Annotated in this window: 12 protein-coding genes, 1 tRNA gene and 1 other RNA gene; 8 read left to right on the top strand and 6 right to left on the bottom strand. The window is 66.6% G+C overall.

Features of this window, described 5'->3' with window-relative positions; all coding sequences use genetic code 11:
* Window positions 1–104 precede the first annotated feature (104 nt).
* Together IAU68_RS08330 and IAU68_RS08325 are read left to right on the top strand one after the other, a co-directional pair.
* The gene (locus IAU68_RS08330; protein ID WP_202880073.1) at window positions 105–497 is read left to right on the top strand and encodes a DUF3052 domain-containing protein; all 393 of its coding nucleotides are present in this window, start codon (window positions 105–107) and stop codon (window positions 495–497) included.
* 44 nt (window positions 498–541) lie between these two features.
* Window positions 542–614, top strand: a tRNA-Val gene (locus IAU68_RS08325).
* A 328-nt stretch (window positions 615–942) separates the two neighbouring features.
* Here the strand turns inward: IAU68_RS08325 and IAU68_RS08320 are convergent.
* The 4 genes from IAU68_RS08320 to IAU68_RS08305 are packed head-to-tail and all read right to left on the bottom strand — an operon-like array spanning window position 943 to window position 3,415.
* Entirely contained in the window at window positions 943–1,338 is a 396-nt protein-coding gene (locus IAU68_RS08320; RefSeq protein WP_171192839.1) for a hypothetical protein, read from the bottom strand.
* A gap of 24 nt (window positions 1,339–1,362) precedes the next feature.
* Complete coding sequence (locus tag IAU68_RS08315) at window positions 1,363–2,319, bottom strand: SURF1 family cytochrome oxidase biogenesis protein (protein ID WP_231699002.1); 957 nt, start codon at window positions 2,317–2,319, stop codon at window positions 1,363–1,365.
* A gap of 6 nt (window positions 2,320–2,325) precedes the next feature.
* Complete coding sequence (locus IAU68_RS08310) at window positions 2,326–2,793, bottom strand: low molecular weight protein-tyrosine-phosphatase (protein WP_171192838.1); 468 nt, start codon at window positions 2,791–2,793, stop codon at window positions 2,326–2,328.
* A complete protein-coding gene (locus IAU68_RS08305) occupies window positions 2,780–3,415 on the bottom strand; it encodes an HAD hydrolase-like protein (protein WP_171192837.1) in 636 nt (211 codons plus the stop codon). Before IAU68_RS08305 ends, IAU68_RS08310 begins: the two co-directional genes overlap by 14 nt.
* A 36-nt stretch (window positions 3,416–3,451) precedes the next feature.
* On the opposite strand from IAU68_RS08305, the gene IAU68_RS08300 reads away from it, so the two are divergent.
* The 5 genes from IAU68_RS08300 to IAU68_RS08280 all read left to right on the top strand — a co-directional run bounded on the left by IAU68_RS08300 (window position 3,452) and on the right by IAU68_RS08280 (window position 8,503).
* Window positions 3,452–4,588 (top strand): Nif3-like dinuclear metal center hexameric protein, encoded by a 1,137-nt coding sequence (locus IAU68_RS08300; protein ID WP_171192836.1) that lies wholly within the window; start codon window positions 3,452–3,454, stop codon window positions 4,586–4,588.
* 10 nt (window positions 4,589–4,598) lie between these two features.
* On the top strand, window positions 4,599–5,285 hold the full coding sequence (locus IAU68_RS08295; RefSeq protein ID WP_171192835.1) for a zinc ribbon domain-containing protein: 687 nt from the start codon (window positions 4,599–4,601) through the stop codon (window positions 5,283–5,285).
* On the top strand, window positions 5,286–6,467 hold the full coding sequence (locus IAU68_RS08290) for a bifunctional RNase H/acid phosphatase (protein WP_171192834.1): 1,182 nt from the start codon (window positions 5,286–5,288) through the stop codon (window positions 6,465–6,467).
* Window positions 6,468–6,690: 223 nt separating this feature from the next.
* Window positions 6,691–7,091, top strand: an RNA gene (gene rnpB / locus IAU68_RS08285) — RNase P RNA component class A.
* Between the two features lie 26 nt (window positions 7,092–7,117).
* Entirely contained in the window at window positions 7,118–8,503 is a 1,386-nt protein-coding gene (locus IAU68_RS08280; protein WP_171192833.1) for an RNB domain-containing ribonuclease, read from the top strand.
* Window positions 8,504–8,548: 45 nt separating this feature from the next.
* Here IAU68_RS08280 and IAU68_RS08275 read toward each other — a convergent pair whose 3' ends face one another.
* Complete coding sequence (locus IAU68_RS08275; protein ID WP_171192832.1) at window positions 8,549–9,730, bottom strand: galactokinase family protein; 1,182 nt, start codon at window positions 9,728–9,730, stop codon at window positions 8,549–8,551.
* Between the two features lie 87 nt (window positions 9,731–9,817).
* On the opposite strand from IAU68_RS08275, the gene IAU68_RS08270 reads away from it, so the two are divergent.
* On the top strand, window positions 9,818–10,024 hold the full coding sequence (locus IAU68_RS08270; RefSeq protein ID WP_171192831.1) for a hypothetical protein: 207 nt from the start codon (window positions 9,818–9,820) through the stop codon (window positions 10,022–10,024).
* Window positions 10,025–10,055: 31 nt separating this feature from the next.
* Here IAU68_RS08270 and IAU68_RS08265 read toward each other — a convergent pair whose 3' ends face one another.
* Window positions 10,056–11,633, bottom strand: coding sequence for a CYTH and CHAD domain-containing protein (locus tag IAU68_RS08265; RefSeq protein ID WP_171192830.1), 1,578 nt, complete (start codon window positions 11,631–11,633; stop codon window positions 10,056–10,058).
* Window positions 11,634–11,698: the final 65 nt, after the last annotated feature.

Below are 11,698 nucleotides of genomic sequence, written 5' to 3'. Positions count from 1 at the left end.
AGAGGACCCAATTGGTGAGACTAATCACGCAACTGCCAGCGCTCGCCGAGTTTCGGCGCTAAGATGTCGGCATTCATATTTCGACAACTGGAGGATCAAGACACTTGAGTGCCACCTACGCGGACCGTTTCGGGGTCGGACCCGACGACGTCGTGCAGGAGATCGGCTGGGATGACGACGCCGATTCGACCATCTCAGAGGCCATCGAAGATGCCATTGGGGCATTGCTTCTCGACGACGACACCACCGACCCCTGCGACGTCGTCCTCCTCTGGTACCGCGACGGCGATGGGGATCTTGTCGACGAACTCGTGGACGCCTCCAGAAACTTAAGCCCAGGCGGCCGGGTGTGGCTGCTCACCCCCGGCGCTGGCTCCCCGGGCGTGGTGCCTGCCGGTGTGATCGCCGAGTCCGCCCAGTTGGCCGGCTTTATTTCGACCAAGGCGGACCGCTTCGGCGACTGGCAGGGCTCGTGTCTTGCCGCCCCCAAGCGGTAGTTTTCGTTGCTGCCGACCGGTTTGCTACAGTGATGCAGCAACGCGCGCCGTTAGCTCAGCTGGAAGAGCAACTGGTTTACACCCAGTAGGTCGGCGGTTCGAGCCCGTCATGGCGCACTAGGTCAAGGCCCCTCCCCAGAGGGGCCTTTTTCGTGTCGGTGGGGCCTAGATGCTTACTCCAGGGTGCTTACCCGCCGAGGAGGACGCTTACTCATCGTGAGGCGGCGTGGGATTTTCCGCAGCGCACTCGAGCAATAAGCGTTTACGAGTAAGCATCCTCGGCTGGCGAGCCCAAATGTGAGGGGCAGGATGTGAGGGGTTCGCCGTCGTCGAAACCGGGGTGGGTGGAATTACTCGACCCCCTCACATCCTGCCCCTCACATCTAGGGTGGAAGGGGGCCGGTGAGAGGCGGCCGGTGAAAGACGGGGGGCCGGCGGCTGGAAACTACAGCGCGCGGTTTTCGATCGCGGCGAGGATGCCCAACTCGAAGATGGGGGAGTCGCCGTCGAATTCCACATCGGCGACGTCCCATTCCGAGAACTGGACTCGGGCGGAGCCGGTGGGGGCACCGGGGGTGTCGGGGACGGCGGACAGGTCAACGAGAGAGGCACCGAGGGCGGCGCAGGCTAGGCCGGCCCGGGACGATAACAAGCGAGGGGAGGACAGGGCGAAGAGGGGATCGCCGTCGGGGCCGGCCAGGAAAGAGAGAGTCGCAAACGGGCGGGTGCGAAAGAGGGTGGCGTGGTCGAAGACGGCGTCGTCGATATCGGCGGTTTCAACCCCAGGTGCCAGCACGACACCGGCGGATTCGAGTGTGTCGAGGGCGGACTTCAACTGCATCGGTACCCCTTTACCGGTAAAGGCCTAGCGTTCTTGTTCCTTATCGTATGCCTTGGCCCACGGGTTGGTGCGGGACGAGCCGTAGCGCTGGCGCGACCGGGACGGCGCAGCAGAAGACGGGGCAGCAGAAGACGGGGCAGCGGAACCGGAACCGGCAGCGGGAGAGGGGCCGGGGGTGGGAGGGGCGGACACGGGGTCGTCGTCAAGCAATTGCTCCTGCTCCTCGGCGAAGCGGCGGCGCTCGCGGGACTCGGCGACCAGGAAGTACAGCAGTGCGCCGGGGGCGGCGATGCCGAAGAGGATCCACTGCAGGCCGTAGGAGAGGTGGTTGCCGGTTTCGAGTTGGGGGATGGGGATCGGGTTGATTACCCCGGGTTGGTCGGAGAGCAACTGCAGGTACGGCGAGACGAGGTCGGTGTCGGTCAGCGACCCGATTTGGCCGGAGTTGATGGAGTAGACCATCTGGTAGCCCTGTTCGTGGACGGGGGCTGTGGGGTGGGTGGGTTCGTCGGCACGCAAGAGCGCTGTGAGGGTGACGTCGCCGGTGGGGGCGGGGTCGATCGAGGGGACCTGGGTGGATTCTTCGGCGGGGACCCAGCCGCGGTTGATCATGATGTTGCGGCCGTCGTCGAGTTTGAACGGGGTGAGCACCTGGAATGCGGGGGTGCGGTCGACGGGGCGCAGGCGCAACAACACGTCGGGGCCGGCGTACTGGCCGGTGGCGATCACGCGCGACCACTCGTTGTCGGGGTCGAGCGACGAGCCCGGCAGGCGTTCCGAAATGGGCTCCGGGTCACGCTCGAAGGCGGCGGCGATGTGCTCGTTGCGCTCGACCAACTGCTCGTTTTTGCCCAACTGCCAGGGTGCGAGGAACGTGAAGGCGAAATACGAGAAGATGCCGACAACGATCGCCGCGATGATCCAGCCGGGGTTGAGCAGTTGGCGCCACCACGGCTTTGACGAGGATGTACTGGCGTTCACGCCCGGTTAGTCTAGCTGCTCGCGCACCCAGCGGATAATGCCGTCGGCGGCGGCTTCGATCTGTTCGCGCACCACGGTAAAGCCCTCGGGCCCGCCGTAGTAGGGGTCCGCAACGCCAGCGCCAGCGGGGGCGTCCGGGTCGAAGGAGCGCAGCAGCCGCACCTTTTCTTCGGGCACGCCGCGCACGACCAACTCGGACACGTGGTTGGTATCCAGCGCGACGATGAGGTCGGCCTGCTCCTGCTCGTAACCAAGCTGCTGGGCGCGGTGGGCTTCGCCGTTGTAGCCGTGGTCGGCAAGTTCGCGCCGGGCGCGCTCGTCGGCTTTGTGTCCGACGTGCCAGTCGCCGATGCCTGACGACGATACGCGCACCGCATCACCCAGCCCCGCGTCCTCCAACTTGGAGCGCACGATGACCTCCGCCATCGGGGAGCGGCAGATGTTGCCGGTGCAGACGAAATCAATATGCAGCACGAATGATCCTTTCTAACTCGGTCGCATCCGATGCTATGTAGTCCGCCTCGTCCCACTCCTCTGAGGCGCCGTAGCCCCAGGTCACGGCAACACTCGGGATGTCAAACGCGGCGGCGCCGGTGTAATCGTGGGTGCGGTCGCCGATCATCAGCGGCCGCTTGGGCGCCACATTGTCCAGCACATAGCGGATCACGTCGGCTTTCTTGGCGCGCACGCCGTCGTTGGACGCAGCACCCAGGAAATCGATGTGCCCGAGCATCCCCGCCCGCTCGAGCGCCGCGCGTGCGAAGCGTTCGCTTTTCGACGTCGCCGTCACCACCCCAAACCCTTCCCGGTGCAGACGCTCCACGAGGTCCGCCATACCGGGGTAGACCTCGAAGCGCTGCCACCCCTCGGTGGACATGTACTCGGAATACGCGCGCATGGCCTGGTCCACGGTCTCAGGTTCCATCCCGAGCGCGCGCATGGACTCCGGCATCGGCGGGCCGGGGATGCGTTTGATGAATTCCTCGTCCGGTTTCTCCCAGCCCACAGCATCCAGGCCAACCAGGAAGCCGTGGCGGATGCCGGGGAAGGAATCGATGAGGGTGCCGTCGACGTCGAAAAGCAATGTGGTGGTCACGCTTGCCCACTGTTCCAAATTTGTAGGCTGGCTGCCATGACTGCTGTGACTGTGCAAGATGTTGTCGGCGCGCTCGAGGCCGCCTACCCGCCCGCGCTGGCTGAAAGCTGGGATCAGGTAGGGCTGATCTGCGGCGATCCTGCCGACGAGGTGACCAAGGTCGCCTTCGCGCTCGACTGCACCCAGGAGGTGGCCGAGCGCGCCGTTGCCGCCGGGGCGCAGCTACTGGTTGTGCACCACCCGCTGCTGCTGCGCGGCGTGCACTCCGTGGCGGCGAGCACGCCGAAGGGCAAGGTCATCCACACGCTGCTGAAAGGCGACTGTGCGCTGTTCGCCGCGCACACCAACGCTGATTCGGCGCGCCCAGGTGTGTCCGACAAACTGGCCGAGCTGGTCGGCATCGAACCCGGCCGCCCGATCAAGCCGGTGCTTCTGGGCGCCACCGATCGCTGGGGCGTCCACGTCCCGCCGTCTGACGCCGCGGCGTTGAAGCAGGCGCTTTTCGACGCCGGCGCGGGCGCGATCGGCAACTATCGCGAGTGCGCGTTTTCGTACGCGGGCACCGGCGAGTTCACCCCGGTCGAGGGCGCCGACCCGACCGACGGCACCGTCGGCGAGCACTTCACCGCCGACGAGGTGCGCGTGGAGTTCGTGGCGCCGGCGAGGCTGCGGCGTGGGCTCGTCGATACGCTTCGCGCGAATCACCCCTATGAGGAGCCGGCGTTCGACATCGTGCAGGTGGAGCACGCCGCGGACCTGGACAACGCGACAGGCCTCGGCCGCATCGGCACGCTCCCGGAGCCGATGACGCTGCGCGAATTCACTCAGCAGGTCGCCAACGCGCTGCCGGAAACCGCGTGGGGTGTGCGCGCCGCCGGTGACCCGGACCAGAAGGTGCGAAAGGTCGCGGTCTCCTCCGGCTCCGGCGACTCCTTCCTTGCCGATGTCGCCAAACTCGGCGTGGACGTCTACGTCACCTCCGACCTGCGCCACCACCCCGTCGACGAGCACCTGCGCGCGGGAGGCCCGGCCGTGATCGACACCGCGCACTGGGCCAGCGAGTTTCCGTGGACCGAGCAGGCGGAGGGTATCGTGGCGCCTCTAGGCGTGGACACCGAGATCCTGCACATCCGCACGGATCCCTGGACCGTGTCCGCCCACCCAGCGAACTAAAGGAGTACTGATGCAATTAGCCAAAGACCTGCAACCCGTCCTCCTGGAGCTTGCGCTTGCCGACGCCTCCAAGTCGCAGCCCCGCGTCCGCCCCGAAGTCCAGGAGCTGCAGAAGCTTCTCGACGAGCGCACCCGCCTCACCGAGGCCTCCGCCTCCGCCCAACTCGCCGTGGACGACATGGAGCTGGAGATCCTGCGCATCCAGGAAGACGAACGCAAACTGAAAAAGCGCGAACTGGACGACAAGCGCCAACTGGGTGCGGAGACCGACCCGGAGCGCCGCAAGGATCTCGAGCACGACCGCTACGCCGCAAAATCGCGCATCGCCGATCTGCTCTCTGAGTTGAAGGAGGCGCACAACGAGATCGCCGCGCTTCGCAACAACCGCGACGTGCACGCCGCGCGTGTCGACGACATCAACCGCAAAGTCGACGCCGCCCAACGCACCGTCGACGCGCTGCCGGAAGAAGAGGTCGTGGACACCGATGCCCTGCGCGCCAAGTTGCCGGCCGACGTGCTCGATGCCTACGACGACATCGGCGCCGCAAAATTCAACGGCCGCGCCTGCGGGGGCTGCTTCATCCAGCTGCCGCCCGCCGAGCGCGCCGAGGTAATGGCCGAGCCGGAGGACTCCCTGCCTCACTGCCCGAACTGCGGCACCCTGCTGGTGCGCGTCACGCCGTCCGACGAGGCGTAAATGCAGGTCAAGATGTACTGCGACGGCGGCTCCCGAGGCAACCCGGGCGTCGCTGGCTCCGGCGCGGTGGTCTACGACGCTTCCGGCGAGACGCTCGGCGAAATCGCCTACGTGGTGGGCAAGAAATCCTCCAACAATGTCGCCGAGTACCACGGGCTGATCCAGGGACTTGAGGCGTCCCGGTCCGTGGGTGCGACGCGTGTCGACGTCTTCATGGACTCCAAACTCGTCGTCGAGCAAATGACCGGTCGCTGGAAAATCAAGCACCCGGACATGCAAAAACTCGCCCGTCAGGCCCGCGACATCGCCTCCGGGTTTGAAAAGGTCACCTACACCTGGGTCCCGCGCGCGAAGAACAAAAAGGCCGACGAACTGTCCAACGTGGCTATGGACGCCGCCGCCCGCGGCGACAAGCCGGGGATTGTGAAGGGCACCGGGGTGTGGGCTGGGGCTTCTGCGCCGGCTGCGTCGGGTGCGTCGGCCTCGGGTGCGTCGGCCTCGGATGCGTCGGCCTCGGTGGGGCCGGCCGTCGACAAGCGCGATGCTGCCGCGCATTGGGCTGGCCACGAAAGCCCGCGCACCCGGTTCATCCTGCTTCGCCACGGGCAGACGCATCATTCGGCCGAGCGTCGCTTTTCCGGCACGTCCAACCCGGACCTCACCGACACCGGCCGCGAACAGGCAAAACGTGCTGCATCGGCGCTGCAGGGCTTCGGGCGTATCGACACCATCGTGGCCTCCCCTCAAGCCCGCGCCCAACAAACCGCCGAGTACGCCGCCGAAGCGCTGGGGCTGTCTATTGCGACCGATGACGGCCTACGCGAATTGGACTTCGGCGACTTCGAAGGCCTGACCCGTGACGAGGTGATCGCCAAGGATGCCGAGGCCTTCGCGACCTGGCAGTCCTCGCCGAACAACGCGCCCCCGTCGGGGGAGTCGCTGACCGCCTTCCATCGCCGCGTCACCCGCGCGCGACTGAAGTTGCAGGAGCGTTACGAGGGGCAAACGGTGCTGCTGGTGACCCACATGACGCCGGTGAAGTCCATCGTCCGCCAGGCGTTGGGGGCGAATGCGGATCTGTTCAAGCACGTGTTTTTGGACCTCGCCAGCATTTCAGTGGTCGATTTCTACGGCGACTACGGCGTGGTCCGCTGCGTCAACGACGTCGCCCACCACCGGTAGGTTCCGATAGGTTCCGCCGCTAGATGTGAGGGGCAGGGTGTGAACCCTGGCTAGATGTGAGGGGAAGGATGTGAGGGGGTCGCCGTCGTCGAAATCGGGGAGAGAGCTTTTACTCGAACCCCTCACACCCTGCCCCTCACTTTTTGTGTTGGGGCCGCATCTGCCGCAACCTGCCCGGCAGTTCCGTTCCAACCGGCTGAAAGCGTATGCTTTAACCCGCGAATGAGCCGGCCGGGCGGCCGCGGCGGCGCGAACCATCCCAACCATGGGGCAGGCGCGCGTCGAGGAAAGTCCGGACTCCACACGGCACGGTGGTTGTTAACAGCAACCCGGAGCGATCCGCGGGAAAGTGCAACAGAGAGTAGACCGCCCCGGCAACGGGGTAAGGGTGAAAGGGTGCGGTAAGAGCGCACCGGCGTGCGTGGCAACACGTGCGGCCAGGTAAACCCCACCGGGAGCAAGGCAAGAGCCCCCGCCCGAAACGGCGGAGGTCGTCGGACGCGATGAGGCTGCCCGCCCAGTCCGAAGGTAGCTGCTCGAGGCGCCCAGCGATGGGTGGCCCAGATGGATGGTCGCCGCCCCGCTTGCGGGGTACAGAATCCGGCTCATAGGCCGACTCATTCGCCCACTTCGTGGCACGATGGCGTTTTATGAAGCTTTACGCCGCTCCTTTAAATTTCCGCCCGATCGCGCGCGAGTTCGACGTGCGCACCGATTTCGCGTCGTCGCTGCATAAGGAGGCGGCAGGCCTCGAGGACCGCTTCGCGGGTTCGCGTATCGACGCCCGCGCCATCCCCTTCGTCACCATCGACCCGGAAGGTTCGAAGGATTTAGACCAGGCGGTGCACGTCGAGAAGCGCGACGCCGGGGGATACACGGTGCGCTATGCGATCGCGGATGTCGCGGCGTTCGTCCCCGCCGATTCCGAGGTCCACGCCGAGTCGCTCAAGCGCGGCCAGACCATTTACCTCCCCGACGAGCCGGCGCGCCTGCACCCCGAGGAGTTGTCGGAGGGCTCCGCGTCGTTGCTGCCGGACGTCGACCGGCCCGCGGTCCTTTGGACATTTTCGCTTGACGACGACGGCGAGGTCGACAACGCCCACGTCGAACGCGCCCTCGTGCACTCGGTTGCCCGCCTGGATTACGAGAGCGTGCACGCCTCGCTCGCTGAAGGCACCGTGCACCCCTCCATCGAGTTATTGCCGGAGGTGGGCAGGCTGCGGCAGAAGTCGTCGTTACGCAGGCGCGCGATCAACCTGCGTGTGCCGTCGGTGCGTGTGGTCGGCGATGGGGAGAACTACGAGCTGGTCATCGAGCCGCGCCACCCGATCATGGACTACAACTCGGAGATTTCGCTGCTCACCGGCATGGTCGCCGGGCGCATGATGGTCGACGCTGGCGTGGGATTCCTGCGGACTCTGGGGCCGGCGTCGGCGGAGGGTGAAGCCGAGTTCCGTCGCGAGGCGCGCAATTTAGGCTTCGACGTCACCGGCGATATCGGGGAGTTCCTCGCCGGTATCGACGCGGACACCCCGCGCGGGATGGCGGTGATGCGTGAGGCCCAGAAACTGCTGCGCGGTGCAGGCTACGTCGACCTGTCGGAGGACGCACCCGAGGTACACGCCGGCATCGGCGGCCACTATGCGCACGTCACCGCGCCGCTGCGCAGGCTTGTCGACCGCTTCGCCACCGAAGTCTGCCTCGCCATCTGCGCCGACGAGCCGGTGCCGGAGTGGGTTGAACGCGACGCGGCGCGGATGCTCAAGACGATGGGGCGGTCGTCGCAACTGGCCAACACGGTGGAGAAGGCCTGCCTGCACCTGACGGAGGCGACGGTGCTCGAGCCGTGGGTGGGCCACAACTTCGACGGGGTGGTGCTCAAACGCGGGGAAGACGCCGCGCGCGTGTTCATCGTCGACCCGCCGGTGCTCGCCCCGTCGGCAGGCGCGCCCGAGGAAGGTGCGGAGACGAAGTTCTCCCTCGTCCGGGCAGACCCAGACGCGCGCGAGGTCGGCTTTGCCTGGCCCGCGGACTAGGACCCGCGGACTAGGACCCGCGGACTAGGACCCGCGGACTAGCCCCTACGCCTCGAGGCGGGCGACTTCGCCCGGGGTGACTTCCACGACCTCGAAGTCTTTGTCCATGGCGGCCGTGAAGGTGTCGGCCTCCTGCACCGGCACGAACGCGATCACGGCGTTCGACGTGCCGGTCGCGGCGGGACGGGCGGCCACGGCGCCGCGCTCGCGGGCTAGGGCCACCACGGCTTCGGGGGTTGCCAGGTTGTGGGGCTCCGACGGGGAATTCAGCAGGGTAAACAGGTCGTTGGCGCGCCGGGAACGCAACGCCTTGGCCGCGGCGAGCGAGCGCAGCGTCTCAGATTCGCAGAAGTGCACCCAGCGCCGCGCGGTGTCCGGGTCGGGGGCGGTCTCGTCGCCGACGGAGCGGCGGGCCTCGACCCATTGGACGACGCGGCTCACGGCGTCGGGAAGCTGCCGCAGCGATTCGACACCGAAGTTGGCGCAGGCGGCGTCGATGAACGCGCGGTGCTCTGCAATCGCCTGGTTTTCCTTGCTGTACGGCGTACCCAACTCTGCGACCAGGGAGAAGATACGGACGCCGTGGCGGGCCGGATGCGGGGCCTGGGTCAGTGAGCCGTCGGCGTAGTCGATAACGCTCACGCCGTCACCGCCGCCGCGCAGGGCCACCGAGTGGCGGGCGCGCACCACCGCAAGGCTCGAGTAGGTGGCCACGGCGTGCGAGCAGACTTCGGCGAGTCGGGTGCGAAACGGGGCGGTGTCGATATCGTCGTGGCCGCCTGCAAGCGCCAGGGCGATCGCGGCGTCGGCGGCGTACATCGCGCCAAGACCCGCGCCGAGGGGGACATCCGATTCGACCGTGATGTTTAGGCCTGCGGTGTCGCGCGAGAGCACCTGGCGCTGGATCAGGGTTTGCACCAGGCCGGTCCAGCGGCGGGCGAGGGGGTCGGTGATGTCGTCGTCGTGAAGCTGCGTGAGTGTCGTCTCGGACGTAACCCTGTTGTGGGGGCTGCTGGCCGCGATGGCGATGGTGTCGTCGTCACGCGGGCTCGCCGCGGCAGCCACCCGTAGCGACGCCGTGCCGACGAGCGTCACGCCGCCGAAGTGGTCGACGTTTTCACCGATGAGCACCCACGTTCCAGGCGCCGACGCAACGTGTCCACCACCCGGGTGAGCAGCGCGGGCGCGCTCGACAGGTGACTTTTTGGGGGTCTGAAAAACTGCCATGTACACGCTCCTTAACCGCAACCACACTACCAAGCGGGCCGGTAGGGTAGAGGCCGGTTATAACCCCAACGAATAAGGAGCTTGGTCATGGCTGACGAGCAGTTCTACTACAACCCGTCCACCGGCGAGGTCACCCAGGGCAAGGAAGCGTCCTGGGACAACCGCATGGGCCCGTACGCCACCCGCGAGGAGGCGGAAAACGCCATCCAGATCGCGACGCAACGTAACAAGACCGCCGACAACCAGGACGAGGCCGACGACAACTGGGGCGAGACCCCGTCCTGGGAGAAGTAGGGCCGGGAGAAGTAGACCCGGGAAGAAAAACCTACGGCTTGACTTTCTTAAACGCCTTGCGCACCTCGCGCACGGTGTCGTCGTAGCCGCGAAGCGCCTCCTCGCCGCGGGCGAGTTCTCGCTGGTAGAGCATGCCGTAGGCGAAGGTGTCCTCGCCGCGCTCGCGGGCCTCGTTGGCAAGCCGCTCGATGCGATCGCGCGAGGTCACCGCGTCCTGGAAGTCGCCTAACTGGCTCTGCAACCGCTTGCAGGCCTTCGCCAGGCGCCCCGCCTTCAGTCCCGCGTCCTGGGCGGCGACGGCGGAGTAGCGCAACTTCTTCGCCGCCTTGCGCACGTCGTGGACGTAATCCTCGCGCTCGTGCAGCGGCAAGTCGGTGTCGTAGTAGTGCTCGCCGACCTTTTCGTGGCGCTTGCGCAGTTTCTTGTAGCCGCGCTTGAGGTGGTCGTAGAGGACCTCCTTCGACTGCTTCTTTTCCTCCTTCTTGGACTCGTCGCCGGCAGCGATCGGCGGGTCGGCCAGCAGCGCGTCGATCGAATCCAACAGATCCATGAACCGGTCGGAGTCCAGCATCGCGATGATCTCCGCGTGGGCGTCGTTGTAGTCGCGGCGCATGTCGCCGGCGATATGGGCGCGTGCGGCGTCGTCGATCAGTCCGGACTCGTCGGAGTCGAGCAGCTCCGCGAAGCGCTCCTCCACAACTTCCGCGTCGCGCGCCACGCCGAGCACACCGGCGGCGTGCTTCAACTCGTCTTCCAGCCGGCCCAGTTCCTCGCCCTCGAGAATGCCCTCGAACGTCTCCAGCAGCGAGCGCATCTCGCGGGTGGACACGCGCAGCTGGTGCACCGAATCCCACTCGTCGGCGCGCACGCGCGGTTCCCAATCCACAATCGCGTCGCGCTGTTTGCTTAGCGACGACACCACGGCCGCCGCCGGGGAGTCGTCGTCAAGCGAGCCCTGCATATGTGGCGGAAGCGGCGCGGTTTTGACCGCATCGCCCAGCGCGGTGGCGAGTTTCGACGGGGAAGATGATTTGCGCGCGCCCGCTGCGATGAGGAACGACGACGCCTGCTCGATCAGGGTGTTGCCTTCCTCAGTGCCGGCGAGCGCGTCGGTCAGCTCGATTTCCCATTCGCGCCAGTTGGTGCGCTCGCCGCCGGGCAGCAGGGACCAGGCTGTGACGTGGTCGTCGCAAAACTCCGCAACAGGTCCGTCCTCGCCGGCGAGGGTGATCTCCACGCGGCGGTTATCCACCTGCGCGACCGGGGTGAGTTCCTCGGTGCGGACGATGGCGCGGACCTGGGCGCGGAGTGCTTCGGGGACCTGCGCCGGGTCGTCGAGAGGCATGCGCACCTCCTTGCGCGCGCTGCCCTGCGGCAGTTTCATGTGCCAGCCGTCGTCCGCGCCACCCGTGCGGCGGCGCAGCGTGATCTTGGAGCGCGTGAGACGCAGATCTTTCGTGTCGTAGTACACCGCGGAAAGGTTGTGTTCGCGTGTGCCCGCGATCTCCTCCACGCCGGGGAGTTGGGTGAGATCGGGCATGCCCGTGCTCTCGTCGACGGCCAACTTCACCTCGACCTCGAGGAAATTCTGTGGTTGCTGCTCAGCCATGGTGTGGTGACCTCCTTTAATCGATAGCTCCACAGTCTAGCGTGGTCGCCGACACGGACTTCGGC

This window comes from Corynebacterium lujinxingii (assembly GCF_014490555.1).
GTDB lineage: Bacteria > Actinomycetota > Actinomycetes > Mycobacteriales > Mycobacteriaceae > Corynebacterium > Corynebacterium lujinxingii.
The sequence above is the reverse complement of the archived record's forward strand: the minus strand, read 5'-3'. Positions and strand labels throughout refer to the sequence as shown.